Source organism: Pseudactinotalea sp. HY160, from assembly GCF_009372055.1.
Lineage (GTDB): Bacteria > Actinomycetota > Actinomycetes > Actinomycetales > Beutenbergiaceae > HY158.
On record NZ_WHMT01000005.1, the window covers coordinates 101327 to 119966 of the forward strand.

13 protein-coding genes are annotated in these 18640 nt (G+C 72.5%); 10 read left to right on the forward strand and 3 right to left on the reverse strand.

Features of this window, described 5'->3' with window-relative positions:
• Positions 1-204 precede the first annotated feature (204 nt).
• The 5 genes from leuS (at position 205) to holA (ending at position 7737) form a co-directional block, all read left to right on the forward strand.
• Complete coding sequence (gene leuS / locus GCG21_RS06940; RefSeq protein WP_152818562.1) at positions 205-3090, forward strand: leucine--tRNA ligase; 2886 nt, start codon at positions 205-207, stop codon at positions 3088-3090.
• Positions 3091-3102: 12 nt separating this feature from the next.
• Positions 3103-4326 carry a methyltransferase domain-containing protein gene (locus GCG21_RS06945; RefSeq protein WP_370517363.1) on the forward strand — a complete coding sequence of 408 codons (1224 nt, stop codon included), beginning with the start codon at positions 3103-3105 and terminating at the stop codon, positions 4324-4326.
• Between the two features lie 112 nt (positions 4327-4438).
• The gene (locus GCG21_RS06950; protein WP_194164978.1) at positions 4439-5212 is read left to right on the forward strand and encodes a ComEA family DNA-binding protein; all 774 of its coding nucleotides are present in this window, start codon (positions 4439-4441) and stop codon (positions 5210-5212) included.
• Between the two features lie 31 nt (positions 5213-5243).
• Positions 5244-6719 (forward strand): ComEC/Rec2 family competence protein, encoded by a 1476-nt coding sequence (locus GCG21_RS06955; RefSeq protein WP_152818566.1) that lies wholly within the window; start codon positions 5244-5246, stop codon positions 6717-6719.
• 4 nt (positions 6720-6723) lie between these two features.
• Positions 6724-7737: a DNA polymerase III subunit delta gene (gene holA, locus GCG21_RS06960; RefSeq protein WP_152818568.1), complete on the forward strand. Its 1014-nt coding sequence runs from the start codon at positions 6724-6726 to the stop codon at positions 7735-7737.
• 16 nt (positions 7738-7753) lie between these two features.
• Here the strand turns inward: holA and GCG21_RS06965 are convergent, their stop codons facing one another.
• Positions 7754-8476: a hypothetical protein gene (locus tag GCG21_RS06965; RefSeq protein ID WP_152818570.1), complete on the reverse strand. Its 723-nt coding sequence runs from the start codon at positions 8474-8476 to the stop codon at positions 7754-7756.
• Between the two features lie 125 nt (positions 8477-8601).
• Entirely contained in the window at positions 8602-10725 is a 2124-nt protein-coding gene (locus GCG21_RS06970) for a sigma-70 family RNA polymerase sigma factor (protein ID WP_194164979.1), read from the reverse strand.
• Between the two features lie 243 nt (positions 10726-10968).
• Here GCG21_RS06970 and GCG21_RS06975 point away from each other — a divergent pair, with 243 nt between their 5' ends.
• Positions 10969-12465 carry an MFS transporter gene (locus tag GCG21_RS06975; RefSeq protein ID WP_152818574.1) on the forward strand — a complete coding sequence of 499 codons (1497 nt, stop codon included), beginning with the start codon at positions 10969-10971 and terminating at the stop codon, positions 12463-12465.
• Positions 12466-12591: 126 nt separating this feature from the next.
• On the forward strand, positions 12592-13281 hold the full coding sequence (locus GCG21_RS06980) for an RDD family protein (RefSeq protein WP_194164980.1): 690 nt from the start codon (positions 12592-12594) through the stop codon (positions 13279-13281).
• A 302-nt stretch (positions 13282-13583) separates the two neighbouring features.
• On the opposite strand, the gene rpsT is transcribed toward GCG21_RS06980, so the two are convergent.
• Positions 13584-13844 (reverse strand): 30S ribosomal protein S20, encoded by a 261-nt coding sequence (gene rpsT / locus GCG21_RS06985; protein WP_153878088.1) that lies wholly within the window; start codon positions 13842-13844, stop codon positions 13584-13586.
• Positions 13845-14167: 323 nt separating this feature from the next.
• On the opposite strand from rpsT, the gene lepA reads away from it, so the two are divergent.
• The 3 genes from lepA to GCG21_RS07000 all read left to right on the forward strand — a co-directional run bounded on the left by lepA (position 14168) and on the right by GCG21_RS07000 (position 18530).
• The gene (lepA, locus tag GCG21_RS06990) at positions 14168-16051 is read left to right on the forward strand and encodes a translation elongation factor 4 (protein ID WP_370517364.1); all 1884 of its coding nucleotides are present in this window, start codon (positions 14168-14170) and stop codon (positions 16049-16051) included.
• The gene (hemW, locus tag GCG21_RS06995; protein ID WP_152818578.1) at positions 16048-17250 is read left to right on the forward strand and encodes a radical SAM family heme chaperone HemW; all 1203 of its coding nucleotides are present in this window, start codon (positions 16048-16050) and stop codon (positions 17248-17250) included. The genes lepA and hemW overlap by 4 nt, the downstream gene beginning before the upstream one ends.
• 272 nt (positions 17251-17522) lie before the next feature.
• Positions 17523-18530, forward strand: coding sequence for a hypothetical protein (locus GCG21_RS07000; protein ID WP_152818579.1), 1008 nt, complete (start codon positions 17523-17525; stop codon positions 18528-18530).
• The last annotated feature ends 110 nt before the right edge of the window (positions 18531-18640 follow it).

Consider the following 18640-nt stretch of genomic DNA (forward strand, 5'->3'; position numbering starts at 1 on the left):
CTGGTGTGGGCCCCGGGGCGCGGCCCGCCGGTGCGCTAGGCTGTGCGGGTGGAAACGCGGGCCCTCCTGAGCTGCCCGCGCTGAGCCGAAGCGGAACGACGCCGCGTCAGCGCGGACGACCTCTCACGTCTGGGTGAGGGGTCGTCGTCATGAGAGCCCACGTGTCCATCGGCCCAGTGGCCCCAGTAGACCGAGGAAAGAGCGATGACCACGACCACCCCCGAGGTGCCCCCCTTCCGCTACACCGCCGAGCTGGCGGGTGAGATCGAGCGAGCGTGGCAGCGGCGGTGGGAGCGGGACGGCACGTTCCACACGGCGAACCCGGACGTGGGCGGCGCCGGCGACCTGCCCGAGAAGTTCTACCTGCTCGACATGTTCCCCTACCCCTCGGGCAAGGGGCTGCACGTGGGACACCCGCTCGGGTACATCGCCACGGACGTCGTGGGCCGCTATAAGCGCATGACCGGCGTCAACGTGCTGCACGCGCTCGCCTACGACGCGTTCGGCCTGCCGGCCGAGCAGTACGCGATCCAGACCGGTCAGCACCCCCGCACGACCACCGAGGAGAACATCGCGGTCATGCGGGAGCAGCTGCGCCGGCTCGGGCTGGCGCACGACGACCGCCGCTCCTTCGCCACGACCGACGACGACTACGTGCGCTGGACCCAGTGGATCTTCCTGCAGATCTTCGACTCGTGGTTCGACCCGGACGCCGTCGCCCCGGACGGCAGCGCCGGGGCCGCCCGCCCGATCGGCACCCTGATCGACCGGTTCGCCGCGGGCGTCGTCACGCTGCCCGAGCCGTTCGCGGCGCGCTCCTGGGGCGACCTGACCCCGGCCGAGCGGGAGGAGGCGCTGGGCCACTACCGCCTCGCGTACGTGGCCGACGTGCCCGTGAACTGGTGCCCGGGACTGGGCACGGTGCTCGCGAACGAGGAGGTGACCGCCGACGGGCGCTCCGAGCGCGGCAACTTCCCGGTGTTCAAGCGCAACCTGCGCCAGTGGATGATGCGCATCACCGCCTACGGCGACCGGCTCGTGGCCGACCTCGACCGCCTCGACTGGCCCGAGAAGGTCAAGGCGATGCAGCGCAACTGGGTGGGCCGGTCCGCCGGTGCGACCGTCACCTTCACCCTCGACGAGGGAACCCAGGCGGTCGACGTCTTCACCACCCGCCCCGACACGCTCTTCGGCGCGACGTTCATGGTGCTCGCGCCCGAGCACCCCGCCCTCGACGCGCTCGTGCCCGCGGCATGGCCCGAGGGCACGAAGGACTCCTGGACGGGCGGCGAGGCCACCCCGGCGGCCGCGGTGGCCGCCTATCGGGCCCAGGCCGCCGCCCGGACGGAGGCGGAGCGAACGAACGCCGAGCGCGACAAGACCGGGGTGTTCAGCGGCGTCTTCGCCACGAACCCCGTGAACGGCACGCCCCTGCCCGTGTTCATCGCCGACTACGTGCTCATGGGCTACGGCACGGGAGCCATCATGGCCGTGCCGGCCCAGGACGAGCGCGACTGGGAGTTCGCCACGGCGTTCGACCTGCCGATCGTGCGCACCGTGCAACCCCCGGAGGGCTTCACCGGTGGCGCCTACACCGGCGAGGGCCCCACGATCAACTCCGCGAACGCCGACCTGTCGCTCGACGGCCTCGACGTCGCCTCCGCCAAGACCGCGATCATCGACTGGCTCGACCAGCACGACCTGGGGGAGGGCACGGTCACCTATCGCCTGCGCGACTGGCTCTTCTCCCGGCAGCGCTACTGGGGCGAGCCGTTCCCCGTCGTCTACGACTCCGACGGGCGGGTCGTGCCGCTGCCGGAGGAGCTGCTCCCGGTCACGCTGCCCGAGATGCCCGACTTCAGCCCGAAGTCCTACGACGACGACGACATCACCTCCGAACCGGAGGCACCGCTCGGCCGGGCCGGCGACTGGGTCGAGGTCGAACTCGACCTGGGGGAGGGCCCGAAGACCTACCGGCGCGACACGAACACGATGCCCAACTGGGCGGGTTCGTGCTGGTACGAGCTGCGATACCTCGACCCGGACAACGAGTCGTTCGCCGTCGACCCGGGCCTCGAGCAGTACTGGATGGGACCGCGCACCCTGCCGGACGGCACCTCGAGCACCGGCGGGGCGGACCTGTACGTCGGCGGCGTCGAACACGCCGTGCTCCACCTGCTGTACGCGCGGTTCTGGCACAAGGTGCTCTACGACCTCGGCCACGTCTCCTCGGTCGAGCCGTTCCACAAGCTCTTCAACCAGGGCTACATCCAGGCCTACGCCTTCACCGACGCCCGCGGTGCGTACGTGCCCGCGGAGGAGGTCGTCGAGCATCCCGGCGACGACGGGAACCCGACCTACACCCACGACGGCGCGCCGGTGACCCGCGAGTACGGGAAGATGGGCAAGTCCCTCAAGAACATGGTCACCCCGGACCAGATGTACGCCGAGTACGGCGCCGACACCTTCCGGGTGTACGAGATGAGCATGGGCCCGCTCGACCTGTCGCGGCCGTGGGAGACCCGCGCCGTCGTCGGCGCGCACCGCTTCCTGCAGCGGCTGTGGCGCAACGTCGTCTCGGAGGAGAGCGGTGAGGTCACCGTGGCCGATGAGCCGATGGACGACGGCACCGCCCGGGTGCTCGCCCGCACCATCGCCGATGTCCGGGTCGAGTACGAGGCGATGCGCCCGAACACGGCCATCGCCCGCCTCATCGTGCTCAACAACCACCTCACCGGCCTGGACCGGGTGCCCCGCGCGGCGGTCGAGGCGCTGCTCGTCATGACCGCCCCGGTGGCCCCGCACATCGCCGAGGAGCTGTGGAGCCGACTCGGCCACGCCGAGACGCTCACCTACGAGCCCTTCCCCACGGCGGACGAGGCGAAGCTCGTGGACGAGACGGTCACGTGCGTCGTCCAGGTCGCCGGCAAGGTGCGCGACCGGCTCGAGGTCTCCCCGGACATCTCGGCCGACGAGCTCGAGGCGGCCGCGCGGGCCTCGGCGGCGGTCGCCCGGGTGCTCGACGGGCGCGGTATCCGAAAGGTCATCGTGCGCGCGCCCAAGCTCGTCAACATCGTGCCGGGCGAATAGTCGAGTAGGCGAGTGGGTGAGGCGGCGACCGACGGGTCGCCGGCGCGCATGCCGACCGTTCCCGTGATCCCGGGCGAGCCCTACGACGGCCCGCTCGCGCTCGAGTGCGCGCACTTCCGGCGCGACGAGTGCCGCTCGTGCACGCTGCTGCCGCTCGGCCCGGACGAGCAGGGCTCCCGGGCGATGCGGCGGCTGCGCGGCCTGCTCCCCGATCCCGGGATCGAGTGGTCGGCGCCGGTCCGCTCGGCCGCCGGGGGCTTTCGCACCAAGGCGAAGATGGTCGTGACCGGCACCTCCGAACGCCCGGTGCTCGGGCTGCCGGGGGCGCCCGGCACGGCGCCGGCCGATCTGCGCGACTGCCCGCTCTATCCGCCCGAGCTCACGGCCGCCCTCGAGCACGTCGCCTGGTTCATCACCCGGGCCGCCCTCCCGCCCTATCGGGTGGACCGGCGCCGCGGCGAGCTCAAGCACGTGCTCCTCACGCTCGGCCGCGACGAGGACTCGACGGGGCGCCTCATGCTCCGGTTCGTGCTCCGCTCCGAGGCCGCGCTGCCCCGGATCCGCGAGCACCTGCCCGCCCTGCTCGAGCGCATCCCCGGCCTGGAGGTCGTCTCCGCCAACCTCCATCCCGCCCACGCGGCCACCCTCGAGGGGGAGCGGGAGATCGTCCTGACCGAGGCCGCCACCCTGCCCGTCGACCTCGGCGGGCTCACGTTCCACGTGCGCCCGCGCAGCTTCCTGCAGACCAACCCCGCCGTCGCGGCCGAGCTCTACCGCCAGGGCGCGGACTGGGCCGGCGCGGCCCACAGCGTCTGGGACCTGTACTGCGGGGTCGGGCCGTTCGGGCTGCATGTCGCCCGGGCCGACCCGTCCCGGGCGGTGGTCGGGGTCGAGACGAGCCGCGAGGCCGTCGACTCCGCCCGCCTCACCGCACGGTCCGCCGGCCTGCGGGCCCGCTTCGAGGTCGCCGACGCCACGAGCTGGGCCATCGAGCAGCCGGCCGGGCCCGACCTGGTCATCGTCAACCCGCCCCGGCGCGGCATCGGCACCGCCCTGGCCTCCTGGCTCGACGCCTCGAGCACCGGCGCCGTGCTCTACTCCTCCTGCAATCCGGCCAGCCTCGCCCGCGACCTGGCCCGCATGCCGCAGCTGCGCCCCGTGCGGGCCCGACTCTTCGAGATGTTCCCGCACACGGCCCACAGCGAGGTGCTCGTGCTCCTGCGCCGCGCCGCCTGAGCCGCGCCGCCCGCCGCGAGGAGGATCCACAGCGCGGCCCGTGATGGACCGTCGTCCACAGCCCGCGACCCGGCCCGGGTGCCGGGCCGCCGCGGCGCCTAGCGTGGCGCGCATGGATCCATTCGAGCCTGCGGACGACGCAGCTCGCCCCGCGCGCGCCAGGTCCCGCCTCTGGTGGGCGACCCGGCCGGGCATCGCCATCAAGGCCGGGGTCGTGCTGCTGGCCGTCGGGCTCGCGGTCACCGGCTGGCTCCTGCTGCGGCCCCCGCCGGGGCAGATCCAGCGTCCGCCCCTCCCGGCGGCGGCCGGGGTCGACGACGCGGCGGGGCCGGATCCCGCGGACCGGACCGGCGGGTCCGCGAACACGCACGAGCCCGGAGCCGGCGGGCCGCCCGACCAGGGAGCCGGTGGGCCGCCCGACCAGAGACCGGGCGACACAGGCGAGGCGGGCGAGCTCATCGTCCACGTCGCCGGAGCGGTGCTCGAGCCGGGGCTCGTCACGCTGCCGGCCGGGGCACGGATCGCCGATGCGCTGACCGCCGCGGGCGGGAGCATGCCCGAAGCGGCACTGGACGCCGTCAACCTCGCTGCCCCCGCGCGCGACGGCGAGCAGATCTACGTGCCCACGCGGGAGGAGGGGGCGCCGCCGGCGGCCCTCGGGGGCGAGGGTGGAAGCGGGGGAGCGGCGCCCGCGGGCCCCGTCGACCTCAACACCGCGGATGCCACGCAGCTCGAGACGCTGCCGGGGATCGGGCCGGTCACGGCCGCGAAGATTCTCGAGTGGCGCGAGGCGCACGGCCCGTTCGGCGACGTCTCGGACCTCCTGGCCGTGCCCGGGATCGGTCCGGCGACCCTCGCCGAGCTCGAGGGGAGGGTGCGGGTGTGACGCGGCCACTCCGGCGCGGGGGCGACGGGCCATGTCCGTCGCGCTGACCCCGGTCGACCTGCGGCTCGTGCCCGCCGCGCTCGCGCTCTGGCTCGCCTGCGCCCTCGCGACCGAGACGGGGCCCGCCGGCGGCCTCGCGGTCGCAGTCGCCGGGGCCGCCGCCGCGGTGTGGCTCGTGGCCCGGCCGCGCCCGCCCCGGGCCCGGCACCGGCCCGCCTGGGTGGGCTGGAGCCGGATGACCGTGCTGCTCGCCTGCGTGATCGCGAGCGTCGGCGGTGCGGTCGTCAGCGCCGCCGTCATCGCCCGCGAGCGGGCCGTGGCCCCGCTCGCGGGGGTCTCGGGCACCGTACACGCCCGGATCGCGGCGGAGCCGCGGGAGCTGCGGAGCAGGCCCGGCAGCTACGGCGTCTCGGTCGAGGTGCGCGAGGTGGACCTCGCCGGCCCGCGTGCGCGCTGGTCGGGGAACGTGCCCGGCCTCCTCCTCGGCGACGTGGCCGGCGTGCGCCCCGGGCAGCGCATCGCGATCCCGGCGCGGCTCGACTCACCGGACGGGCGCGACCTCCTTCTGCGCGGGACCGGCCCGCCCGAGGTGGTCGCCCCGATGACGGCCCTGGATGCCCGCGTCGACCGCCTCCGGGAGGGTCTGCGCAGGCAGGTGGCCGACCTGCCGCCCTTCGCGCGCGGGCTCGTTCCCGGCGTGGCGATCGGCGACGACCGGGCCCTGCCCGACCGGCTCGCGGAGGCGATGCGCACCACGAGCCTCACCCACCTGACTGCCGTCTCCGGCGGGCACGTGGCCGTGGTGGTCGGCCTCGTCCTCCTCGTGCTCGCCCGCGCCCCGGTGCCCGTGCGGGCCGGCTGCGGGCTGGTCGTGCTCGCGGGCATGGTCGTGCTCGTGCTGCCCACCGCATCCGTCGTGCGGTCCGCGGGCATGGGGGTGGTCATGCTTGCGGCGCTCGGGCTGCGCCGGCCCCGGCTCGCCCTGCCCGCCCTGGCCGGCGCCGTCATCGTCCTGCTGGCGGCCGATCCATGGCAGGCGACCTCGGTCGGCTTCGCGCTGTCGGTCAGCGCCACCGCGGGCCTCGTGGTGTGGACCGAACCGCTCGCCGCGCGGCTGGCCCGGTTCGTGCCCACCGGGGTGGCGCGGCTCGTGGCCCTGCCGATCGCCGCTCAGTGCTGGTGCGCGCCGATCCTCGTGCTCCTGTCCCCGACCCTGCCCACCTACGCGGTGCCTGCGAACCTGCTCGCCGCCGTCGCCATGCCGCCCGCCACCCTGCTCGGACTGGCCGCGACGCTCGGCGGCGGCCTCTGGCCGGCATTCGGCGCGCTCGCGTGCCTGGCGGCCACGTGGTGTGCGGGCTGGGTCGCCGCGATCGCCACCGCCTTCGCCTCGCTCCCGGGCGCGCTCCTGCCCTGGCCCGGCGGCCCCGCGGGCGCCGTGGGCCTCGCACTGATCGTCGCCGCGGCCGGCGCGTGGGCCCACCGTCGGCTGCGCGTGGCAGGCTAGAGGCATGCCACCCCGTGCCCGGTCCGCCGCGCTCTCACCTCAGGATCTCGACTCGATCCCGCTCGCCCCGATCGTGCTGGTCAAGGGCGGCGAGGGCTACTTCGTCGACCGCGTGACCGAACACCTCACGCGCCTGGCCACGGAGCTGGATCCGGGAGTGGAGGTCGTCCGGGTCGAGGCCGGCGCCTACGAACCGCGCATGCTCGACACCTGGCTCAGCCCCTCGCTGTTCGACGAGCGCCGCCATATCGTGGTCGGGGGAGTCGACGCGGCCACCGACGCGTTCATCACCGACCTGCTCGCCTACGTCGACGGCCTCGGGGCCGCGCTCGAGGACGTCTCGATCGTGCTCCGCCACGAGCGCGGCACGCGCGGCAAGAAGCTGCTCGACCGGATCGCCAAGGCCGGATTCCCCGTCGTGGCGTGCGACCCCCTCAAGAAGGACGCCGACAAGGCCGCCTTCGTGTCGCAGTATTTCGCCTCCGAGCGGCGCGCGATCGCCAAGGACGCCGTGCGGGCGCTGGTCGAGGCGACGGGCTCCGACCTGCGCGAACTGGCGGCGGCGTGCCGGCAGCTCTGCGACGACGTGACCGGTCGCATCACCGCCGACGTCGTGTTGCGCTACTACGGCGGCAGGGTCGAGGCCACCGGCTTCCGCGTCGCCGACTCGGCCATCGGCGGCGACGGCGCGGCCGCCGTCACCCTCGTGCGGCACGCGCTGGCGACCGGCATGGATCCGGTGCCGCTCGTGGCCGTGCTCGGAATGAAGCTGCGCACGCTCGCCGGGGTGAGCGCGATGCGGTCCCGCGGCCTCACCGCCGGCGACCTCAAGCTCGCGCCGTGGCAGGTCGACCGGGCGCGCCGGGATCTCAACGGCTGGACCCCGGAGGGTCTCGCCCGGGCGATCACGGCCGTCGCCGACGCCGACGCCGCCGTCAAGGGCGAATCGAGGGATCGCGGCTACGCCGTCGAGCGGGCCGTGCTCGACATCGCCGCGGCCCGGGGCCGCCGGGGCTAGAGCGGGTTGGAGTGGATCAGAGCTCGGTGAACCTGCTCACGAGGTACTCCGAGACCTCCGCGCAGTGCGCGCTCATCTGGGTGAAGCCCGGGTGGGCCGACAGCACGAGGGCGGTCGCGTCGTCCGTGAGCGTCAGCCCGAACGTGGCGACGCCCGTGACCCCGAGCGCGGCCACGAGGTCGACGAGGGGGGCGCGCAGCTCGTCGCGCAGGTCGGCGTCGACGATGAGCTCATGGCCGCCGTCGGCCCAACGGTAGAGCCACACGTGGGTCGCGCCCGCGTGTGCCGTGGGCCGGTAGGTCACGGCGAGGTAGGGGGCCACATCGGGATGGCTGCCGTCGGGGGCCGCCTGGCCGGCATGGGCGAAGGCCTCGGCGAGCAGGGACCGGTCGCGCATGCGGGCGAGTGTGTCGGGGGAGGCCGTGATGAATCGCTCGGGATGCTCGGTGCGGGCGAGCTCCGCGAGCGTCTCGTGATCCTGCGGCGTGCTCGGCAGCACCGCGGCCACCGACATCCGGTCGAGGAAGTCGATGAAGGACCGCCGGGCCTGATCGCCGACCCGGCCGGGGGTGCGCAGGGAGGTCAGGTCGACGCCGTAGGCGGGCCCGCCCCGGGCGAGCAGCCCCTGCAGGAGGGTCGAACCGGTCGCCGACCATGCAGAGGAGACGACGAAGGAGCGGACCTTCGGGTGCGCCTCGCGGGCGGGCCGGGGGAGAACGTGAAGTGGAGCGAGCAACATGGGGCGTCCAATTGCCGAGCGTGCGGGGGACGACGCCGCCGGGGTGGCGGTGTCATGAGGAAAGACCCGGCACGGGGGCGATCGTGACGCGACGCCGGTGTGATGTATCGCACACCTAGGTGCACCTAGGGGGAGGTGAGCTCGATCCGGGTCGGGATCCCCCGGAGTTCCCCGGCCGTGTACGTCAGGTCCACGGTGTAGTCCCCGGGCGGGAGCACGCCCACGTAGACGTTCCAGACGTCGCCGAGCACGTCGGTCAGGGTGGACGGGGCGGAGCCGTCGACCGGCGTGAACACGAGCTGCTCGGGGCGGTCGATCCCCGCGGGCAGGTCGATGCGCACGCCGACGAGCCATGGCAGGACCCCGGGCAGGAACTCGACATCCTCCGCCGTCGGCGCGAGATAGTCGACCGGTCCGATCGTCGCGGGCTCCGAGACGGCGCCGTCGCGGGCGGCGGTCACCCGGAAGGTGTGCTCACCTGCGGTCGTGATCGACGGGACGACGCTCCACGTTCCGTCGTCGGCGGCGACCGTGCTGCCCACGACCGCTCCCGCCGTGTCGGTCACCGTGATCCGGCCGCCCGGTTCGGCGGTTCCCGCGAGCGGATGGACGACGTACTGCTCGGCCGCGACGTCGTCGATCGCCGGGGCGGGGGGGAGCCCGGGATCCGGCGTCGGCTCGGGGTCCGGTGTGGGCTCGGGGTCCGGTGTCGGTTCGGGGTCCGGTGTGGGCTCGGGGTCCGGTGTCGGATCGGGCGTGGGTTCCGGGTCCGGCGTCGGATCCGGCGTGGGTTCCGGATCCGGTGTCGAATCGGGAGAGGGGTCGGGTGTCGGTGTCGGCTCCGGGTCGGGTGTCGGAGTCGGCTCCGGGTCGGGTGTCGGAGTCGGCTCCGGGTCGGGTGTCGCAGTCGGTGTCGGTTCGGGTGCCGGCTCGGGCGCCGGCTCGGGCGCCGGTTCGGGTGCCGGCGTGGGCGGCGGGGAGGAGTCTGCGGACGGCGCGGGACCGGACTCCCCGGGCCCGGGACCGGGCGTGATCACCCGCGGGGGCGTCGCGGGCGGGAGCAGGACGGGAATGCTCGTGCCGCCGGCGGGTCCGGACACCGAGATGGACGAGGGGTCCTCGCCCTGATCCGGTTCCTCGGCGTCGCCCATGTTCGGCGCCGTGCCGGCCGCCGTGGTCTCCTGTGTGGCGGCGTCCGTGGCCGTCGCTCCCGACTGTGCCGGCGGGGCCTGCGGGTCGGCGGAGGAGACGGCCGCGGGCGGGGAGGCCGCCGGATCGTCGGGCGTGGCGGCCTGCCAGGCCGCGGCCCCGACGGCGGTCGTCACCACGAGCACGCCACCTGCCCCGAGGGCCTGCCCGGTCGACATCGTTCGCGCGGCCCGGAGGGCGCCCTTGACCCAGCCGAGCGGCCCGAGGCTCCCCGCGAGAGCCCCGGTGAGGCCACCCGCCGTGCCCCCGGCCACGAGTACGGTCGGAACGGTCCACGACTTCGCGGCGAGCAGGAGGGCCGGCAGGAGGAGCGCGGGCATTCGCTGCGAGAGCGCCGCGAGCCTGCCGGTGGCCCGGCGGCAGTCCTCGCAGTCCTCGAGGTGGGCATCGACCAGCGCGGCCCGCGTGGCCGAGAGCGTTCCGCGCTCATGGTCCGCGAGGTACGGCGCTAACCGGGCGCAGTCGCCGCTCAGCTCGCGCCCGCTCAGGTGCGCGCCGAGCCAGGCGGACCGCAGTCCCTCGCGTGCCCGGGAGGAGAGGGCGGCGACCGCGTTGGGGCGCAGGGCGAAGTGTTTCGCCAGGAGCCGGGGCGTGTAGCCCTCGACCTCGGTCAGCCACAGCACCTCCTGCCAGCGCTCGGGGAGCTGGCGGAAGGCCGCGCCCACGGTGGCGAATTCGATCTCCTCGTCGGTGCGATGAGAAGGAGTCGCGGGCTGGGCGGATTCGATCTCGGCGGTCGGGGTCTCGCGGATGTTCCGCTGCAGATCGGCCGCGGTATTGCGCACGGTCGCGAGCAGATAGGGGCGGAATTCCCGAGTGGGTCCGGCGCCGCGTTTGAGGGCCCGGAACACCTGGAGGAAGGCGTCCTGGGCCACGTCGTCGGGATCGATGCCGGAACCGCAGACCCGGCGGGCCTGCGCCACGGCCGCGTCGTAATGGTTGCGATAGAGCAGATCATAGGAATCGAGAAACCCCGCGCGAACCGTGTCGGCGGCCACAGGATCGTCCTGATCACCGGCCATGCGGTTCATCGCGGCCATGTGGCTCCTTCCCGATCGCTCGCGCGGGCGACCCCACGTTCCTCCCCCGGTCGAGGACTTCGGCCCCGACGGTTTCGAACTCGAGGCAATCATAGGCGCAGTTCCGACTCTCGGCCCATGGTGGCCGATCGGCTGCCCACCGGCGCCCCGTCACCGTCCCATGGTGGCGATGGTGGCCCCACCGGCCGGCCACACCCGGCCAGGGGGACCCGTGCCTCGCCTGTGCGCCCCGTCACAGCAGCCATGGGACGAACATGGGCTGGTCTTGACCGGCCGCGTACTCCTCCAGGAGGCTGTGTGCCCGTGACCACAGAGACGACGCAGACTCCCACCCGGCTCGAACGACTCGGCAGACTCCCGTTCACGCGCCTTCACCGCAGGCTGCTCACGGGCTCCGGCGCCGGCTGGGCCATGGATGCCATGGACGTCGGGCTCATCTCCTTCGTCATGGCCGCGCTCAAGAGCGAATGGCAACTGACGACCGAGCAGGTCTCCTGGCTCGGATCCATCGGCTTCGTCGGGATGGCGCTCGGTGCGAGTCTCGGCGGCCTCTTCGCCGATCGGATCGGCCGGCGGAACGTCTTCGCGCTCACGCTGCTCATCTACGGCATCGCGACCGGCGCCTCCGCGCTCGTCGGCTCCCTCGCGCTGCTCCTCATCTTCCGATTCGTCGTGGGCCTCGGACTCGGTGCCGAACTCCCCGTCGCCTCGACCCTGGTCTCGGAGTTCGCGCCGCCGCGCATCCGGGGCCGCCTCGTCGTCATCCTCGAGGCCTTCTGGGCGGTGGGCTGGCTCGCCGCCGCGCTCATCGGCTACTTCGTGGTCGCGGCCGGCGACAGCGGGTGGCGGTGGGGCCTGGCCATCGGCGCCGTACCCGCGCTCTGGGCCGTCTACGTCCGACGCAACCTGCCCGAATCGGTCCACTTCCTCGAGAGCCGAGGGCGAGTCGACGAGGCCGAGGCGATCGTGCGGCAGTTCGAGCAGTCCCCGCCGCTGCGCCGCTCGGGCGAGGCCGGTCGGGGCGATTCTGCCGAAGCGGTGCCCGTCGCGACCGCTGCGCCGACCACGGTGCCCGCCGTGCCCGCAGAGCCTGTAGAGCCGGCGGCCGCCGTGCCGGTGTCCGCCCGTCAGCGGCTCGCGCTGCTCTTCTCCGCCGAGCACCGCCGGCGCACGATCGGTCTGTGGGGCGTGTGGTTCCTCGTGAACTTCGCCTATTACGGTGCGTTCATCTGGCTGCCGACGCTGCTCATCGACCGCGGTATCTCCATTTCCCAGTCGTTCGGCTATACGCTCATCATCACGGCGGCACAACTGCCCGGATATGCCGTGGCCGCCTGGCTCATCGAGGCCTGGGGGCGGCGCGCCACGCTCGTCACGTTCCTCGGCGGATCCGCGGTCTCGGCCTTCCTGTTCGCGCTGGCGGCGATCAACGCGGCCCCGGGCACGGAAACCCTCATCGTTCTGAGCGGCTGTCTCCTGTCGTTCTTCGCCCTCGGCGCCTGGGGCGCGGTCTATGCGGTCGGCCCGGAGATGTACCCGACGGGAATCCGCGGCACCGGCACCGGCTGGGCGGCAGGATTCGGTCGGATCGCCTCGATCGTCGCGCCCTTGTCCGTGGTGTGGATCCAGGACGCCGGCGGCTCCTGGACCACCGTCTTCATCGTGTTCGCGTTCGCCTATCTCCTCTCGGCGGGTTGTGCCCTGCTCCTCTCGGAGCGTCGCGGCAGAATTCTCGATTGACACGCGGAGACTTTCGGTGCCCCGATAACGTCGCTGGTAGCATCGGGCACCGCGTGAATGTCCTGTTGCGGCCGGCGGCCGCCGGGACACAGTCCGGATGAGAATCAGCGAAGGAAAGAGACGACGATGACCGAGAACCCCCAGCAACCCCAGCAGCCTGGGTACGGGCAGCAGCCGCCACCGCCTCCGCAGCAGGCGTACGGCCAGCAGGTTCCGCCCCAGCAGCAGCCCTACAACCAGCAGCCGGGTTACGCCCAGCAGCCGGGGCAGTTCCCGCAGGCGGCGCCCCCGCCGCCGCAGCCCACGGGCCCCGGGCGTCCCGGTGAGCTGATGCCGCGCTTCCTCGCCCGGCTCGTCGACGGGATCCTGCTCGGCATCGTCTACGGGATCCTCTACGCCATCATCATGGCGATGCTCGTGCCGAACACGTTCGACGCGATCCTGTCGGGCCAGTCGGTCGCCGGCCGGATCCTGCTCGCCAACGCGATCCTGGCCGTGCTCGGTGCGGTGATCATGCTCGGGTACTACGCGTTCCTGGAGTCGAGCCGCGGCCAGACCGTGGGCAAGATGATCACCAAGCTGCGGGTGCACGGGCCCACGAGCGAGAAGCCGACGATGTCGGAGGCGGTCAAGCGCAACATCTGGATGGCGGCCGGGATCGCCGGCATCATCCCGGTGGTCGGATCCGCCCTCGGCGGGATCGCCTCGCTCGTGGCCGTCATCATGATCGCCGTGGGGATCAACGCCGACACCGTCGGACGCCAGGCCTGGCACGACAAGTTCGCAGGCGGCACCCGGGTGGTCACCACCGAGTAGCCCACCAGGTGGGCCGGCCCAGTGCGGCCGGCCTCCCCATCCGGACGACGATCGCCCGGGGCCCGCATCGGGCCCCGGGCGATCGCGTGTCCCCGGGGGAGGGCCGCTCGCCCGCGTGATGTGGGTGGGGCCCGGTTGATGTGGGTGCCCCGGACCACCTCCCGGGTGGCCGGATCGACCCGGACCGGGACTACTCCCTTGGGAACAGAGAACGGCGCCGTACCCCCGACTGCTCGGGAGTGCGGCGCCGTGTCGCCTCGTGGCCGCGGGACCGGCTCGTCGCCGTCACGCAGCCGGTCGGCTCAGAGCTTGGCGACCTTCTTGGCCAGCGCCGACTTGCGGTTGGCGGCCTGGTTCTTGTGGATGACGCCCTTGCTTACGGCCTTGTCGAGCTTGCGCCCGGCCTCCTGGAGCGCGGTCTCGGCCGCGTCCTTGTCGCCGGCGGTGATCGCCGAGCGCACAGTGCGCACGTGCGTCTTCAGCTCCGACTTGACGGCCTTGTTGCGCAGGCGCGCCTTCTCGTTGGTGCGGTTGCGCTTGATCTGGGACTTGATGTTTGCCACGTGTTGACTCTCTTATGCGTTCGCTGACGCGATCGGGTGCTCAGATGATTGAGGGCGTATCGCAGACCGGGACTGGGGTGGGGAACCCGTGGCGAGGTCAGCGAGCGGTCCCGAGCGCACAGAAGCGCTCGATCCAACGGCCGAGCATAGCAGCTATGCGTGCCGGGGGAACCGGCCGGGGCGGGTGCGCCCCGCGCGGCGTGAGTGATTCACCTCACCCGCGCTGCGTCGTCCATACGCGCCGCGAGCGGCGATTCTCTCTCCGGGGCGCAGGGGGATAGCCTTGCGCCAGCCGTCCTTTGCCCGACAACCCCGAGGTATACGTGCCACCCATCCCGTCGGCCCATGCCGCCCAGCAGATCGTTCCGGCAGCAACCGTGCCCGAGCAGCTGCGGAACTTCTGCATCATCGCGCATATCGACCACGGCAAGTCCACGCTGGCCGACCGGATGCTGCAGCTCACCGGCGTCGTCGACCAGCGGCAGATGCGCGCGCAGTACCTCGACCGGATGGACATCGAACGCGAGCGCGGGATCACGATCAAGTCGCAGGCGGTCCGCATGCCGTGGGCGAGGCTGGACGCCGACGGCACGGAGCGTGCGTACGCCCTGAACATGATCGACACCCCCGGCCACGTCGACTTCTCCTACGAGGTGTCCCGGTCGCTCGCGGCGTGCGAGGGGGCGCTGCTGCTCGTCGACGCCGCGCAGGGGATCGAGGCGCAGACGCTCGCCAACCTGTACATGGCGCTCGAGAACGACCTGACGATCATCCCCGTGCTCAACAAGATCGACCTGCCCGCCGCGCAGCCGGAGAAGTACGCCGAGGAGCTCGCCGGGCTCATCGGGGTCGAGCCCGAGGAATGCCTGCTCGTCTCCGGGAAGACCGGGGTGGGCGTGGAGGAGCTCCTCGACCGGATCGTCGAGGACGTGCCGGCGCCGCAGGGGAATCCGGACGCCCCCTCCCGCGCGATGATCTTCGACTCCGTGTACGACTCCTACCGGGGCGTGGTCACCTATGTCCGCGTGATCGACGGCACGCTCTCCCCGCGGGAGAAGGTCGTGATGATGAGCACGAAGACCAACCACGAACTGCTCGAGATCGGGGTCTCCGCCCCGGAGCCGCGGCCCACGAAGGGCCTGAGCGTGGGCGAGGTCGGCTACCTCATCACGGGCGTGAAGGACGTGCGCCTCTCCCGCGTCGGCGACACCGTGACGAACGCCGCGAAGCCGGCCGCCGACGTGCTCGCCGGCTACCGCGACCCGCAGCCGATGGTGTTCTCCGGGCTCTACCCGATCGACGGTTCCGACTACCCGGTGCTGCGCGACGCCCTCGACAAGCTGCGCCTCAACGACGCCGCCCTCACCTACGAGCCGGAGACCTCCGTGGCCCTCGGCTTCGGGTTCCGATGCGGCTTCCTCGGTCTGCTCCACCTCGAGATCGTGCGGGAGCGGCTCGAGCGCGAATTCAACCTCGAGCTCATCTCGACCGCCCCGAACGTCGTGTACGACGTGACGATGGAGGACGGCACCGAGGTCGTGGTCACGAACCCGAGCGAGTTCCCGGCGGGGAAACTCGCCTCGGTCTCCGAGCCGATGGTCAAGGCCACGATCCTCACCCCGAGCGACTTCGTGGGCCAGGTCATGGAGTTGTGCCAGGGGCGCCGCGGGGTCATGCAGGGGATGGACTACCTCTCCTCGGACCGGGTCGAACTGCGCTACCACCTGCCGCTCGCCGAGATCATCTTCGACTTCTTCGACCAGCTCAAGTCCCGCACCCGCGGATACGCCTCCCTCGACTACGCCGAGTCCGGCCACGCCGAGGCCGACCTGGTCAAGGTGGACATCCTCCTGCAGGGCGAGCAGGTGGACGCGTTCAGCGCGATCGTGCACAAGGACAAGGCCTACGCCTATGGGGTCGACATGACCACGAAGCTGCGCGGGCTCATCCCGCGCCAGCAGTTCGAGGTGCCCATCCAGGCCGCGATCGGCTCGCGCATCATCGCCCGGGAGACGATCCGCGCCATTCGCAAGGACGTGCTCGCCAAGTGCTACGGCGGCGACATCTCCCGCAAGCGCAAGCTGCTCGAGAAGCAGAAGGAGGGGAAGAAGCGCATGAAGAACATCGGGACCGTCGAGGTGCCGCAGGAGGCCTTCATCGCCGCCCTCACCTCCGACGGCTCGGGATCGGACTCGAAGAAGTCATGACGGCGGCCCCGGAGCGATCCGATCGGTTCGGCGTCTACGTGCACGTGCCGTTCTGCGCGGTGCGCTGCGGGTACTGCGACTTCAACACCTACACCGCGACCGAGCTCGGCGGCGGCGCCTCCCGCGACGAGTATGCCGAGACCGCGCTCGGGGAGATGCGACTGGCGGCGGCCGAACTGGTTCGGCGCGGGCGGCGTGTGGACGGCGTCACGACCGTCTTCTTCGGGGGTGGCACGCCCACGCTGCTCCCCGTGGGCGACCTGCGGCTGCTGCTGGCCGGCATCGACGAGACCTGGGGGCTCGCTCCCGGGGCCGAGGTGACTACCGAGGCGAATCCGGACTCGGTCGGCCCGGCCGAGCTGGCGGACCTGGCCGCCGCCGGGTTCACCCGGGTCTCCTTCGGCATGCAGTCCGCGGTGCCCGCGGTGCTCGCCACGCTCGATCGCACGCACGATCCGGAGCGGCTGCCGCTCGTGGTCGAGTGGGCGCGTGCGGCCGGGCTCGCGGTGAGCGTCGACCTCATCTACGGCGCGCCGGGGGAGAGCGTCGAGCAGTGGCGCACGAGCGTCGAGGCCGCGATCGCGCTCGAGCCGGACCACATCTCGGCCTACGCGCTCACGATCGAGCCGGGCACGAAGATGGCGGCCCAGGTGCGACGCGGACAGCTCCCGATGCCCGACCCGGACGACCAGGCCACGAAGTACGAGCTCGCCGACGAGGCCTTCGCCGCCGCGGGCTACGGCTGGTACGAGATCTCCAACTGGGCCCGCCCGGGTGGATCGGGTGGATCGGGCGGGCTGCCGGCCGACACCGCCGCCGACCACCGGTGCCGGCACAACCTCGCGTATTGGCGTAACGAGGAGTGGTGGGGGATCGGGCCGGGCGCGCACTCCCACCTCGGCGACACGCGCTTCTGGAACGTCAAGCATCCCCGCCCCTACGCGCAGCGGATCCGGGAGGGGCGGTTGCCGATCGCCGAGTCGGAGACCCTCGACGCCACCCAGCAGGAGGACGAACGGATCCTGCTCGGGATTCGGCTGGTCGAGGGGCTGGGAGTGGGACCGGGTCTCGAGGACCGCCTGCCCGCCCTCGCCGAGCAGGGCCTCATCGACGGTGCGGCCGCGGCCGGCGGTGTGGCACGTCTCACCCGGCGTGGACGCCTGCTCGCCGACGCGGTCGTGGGTCGCCTCGTCGCCTGACGGCCGCCGGGGCGCCGAACGCGGCACAGTGCGGAGTAAATCGGCGTTCACCTGCACGGAATCCCGCGTTCGGCAGCGCCGGCGGTGATTGCCGGCGAGTGGCCGATGAGGGGCCGGTGAGGGCAGAGGTACCCATCGGAGTGGGAGAATCCGTGGGGGAATCGCGGCGGTCGTGCATTGAACGAGTGCGGCTTCCTCGCTAGCGTTCGCAACCGTCATCCGATTCGTGTACTCCCACAGGAGCGACGATCGGTTCCCCAGCAAGGAGAGTCATGAGCCAGTTCCCGCCGCCCCCGGGGTCACCCCAGGACCCGTACCAGCAGGGCCAGCCGGGTCAGCCGTATCAGCAGGGCCAGCCGTATCAGCAGGGCCAGCAGGGCCAGTGGCAGCAGCCGCAGGGCCAGCCGTATGGCGCCCCGCAGGGCCAGCCGCAGGGTCAGCCCTATCAGCAGGGCCAGCCGTATGGCACCCCGCAGGGTCAGCCGCAGGGCCAGCCGTATCAGCAGGGTCAGCCGTATCAGCAGGGCCCCGCGGGCGGATTCCCGGCCGCGCCGCAGTACCAGGGGCAGCAGGCCACGGGGCCGCAGGCGACCGACGCGTTCGGTCGCGGCTGGAACCTGTTCACCAAGAACTGGGGCGTTCTCGTCGGTGCGATCCTCGTGTGGGCGATCGGGATCATCATCGTCTACGTGGTCGGGATGCTCGCCGTCACGACCCTCTTCGCCGGCGCGGGCAGCGGCCTGAGCGTCGACAGCAGCGGTGGGGCCTTCACCGGTCTCTTCGCCGTCGGCATCGGCGGGATCATCGTGCTCAGCCTCCTCCTGGTGGTCGCCACCGTCCTCGCCGGCGCCGCCTTCCTCCACGGCGCGCTGCGGATCGTCGACACCGGCCGGGCCTCGTTCGGGGACTTCTTCGTGTTCCGGAACCCGGTGCACGTGCTCCTGCTCGCGCTGCTGCTCGGCGTGGTCAACGGGGTGCTCTCCTTCACGTTCATCCTCCCGCTCATCGCCGCCTTCTTCACCTTCTTCGCCCTCTACTTCGTGATCGATCGCGGCATGGGCACGATCGAGGCGATCAAGGCGAGTGTCGACCTCGCCTCGAAGAACGTCGGCCAGACCATCCTCATTCTCGTGCTCGCCTACGTCGTGACCTTCATCGGAATGCTCGCGTGCGGCGTGGGCATGCTCGTCGCCGGCCCGGTGTCGCTGCTGGCCGGCACGGTCTTCTACCGCTGGCTCACGGGCCCGTCGCAGCAGTCGGTGGCCCCGAACCACGGCTGACCGCCCGCCACCCATGCAGCACTCGACCCCGGCCGGGCATCGGCCGGGGTCGAGCTGCTTTCGCGGGGCCGGGTCCTTCGAACGCGGTCCGGTCGGGTCGAGGTGACCCA

Bases quoted from the DNA above. Each gene is read 5' to 3' on its own strand.
- hemW (WP_152818578.1), top strand. From the start codon at position 16,048: ATGACGGCGGCCCCGGAGCGATCCGATCGGTTCGGCGTCTACGTGCAC.
- GCG21_RS06975 (WP_152818574.1), top strand. From the start codon at position 10,969: ATGGGACGAACATGGGCTGGTCTTGACCGGCCGCGTACTCCTCCAGGA.
- GCG21_RS06965 (WP_152818570.1), bottom strand. From the start codon at position 8,476: ATGTTGCTCGCTCCACTTCACGTTCTCCCCCGGCCCGCCCGCGAGGCG.
- GCG21_RS06955 (WP_152818566.1), top strand. From the start codon at position 5,244: ATGTCCGTCGCGCTGACCCCGGTCGACCTGCGGCTCGTGCCCGCCGCG.
- holA (WP_152818568.1), top strand. From the start codon at position 6,724: ATGCCACCCCGTGCCCGGTCCGCCGCGCTCTCACCTCAGGATCTCGAC.
- GCG21_RS06970 (WP_194164979.1), bottom strand. From the start codon at position 10,725: ATGGCCGCGATGAACCGCATGGCCGGTGATCAGGACGATCCTGTGGCC.
- GCG21_RS06950 (WP_194164978.1), top strand. From the start codon at position 4,439: ATGGATCCATTCGAGCCTGCGGACGACGCAGCTCGCCCCGCGCGCGCC.
- GCG21_RS06980 (WP_194164980.1), top strand. From the start codon at position 12,592: ATGACCGAGAACCCCCAGCAACCCCAGCAGCCTGGGTACGGGCAGCAG.
- GCG21_RS07000 (WP_152818579.1), top strand. From the start codon at position 17,523: ATGAGCCAGTTCCCGCCGCCCCCGGGGTCACCCCAGGACCCGTACCAG.
- leuS (WP_152818562.1), top strand. From the start codon at position 205: ATGACCACGACCACCCCCGAGGTGCCCCCCTTCCGCTACACCGCCGAG.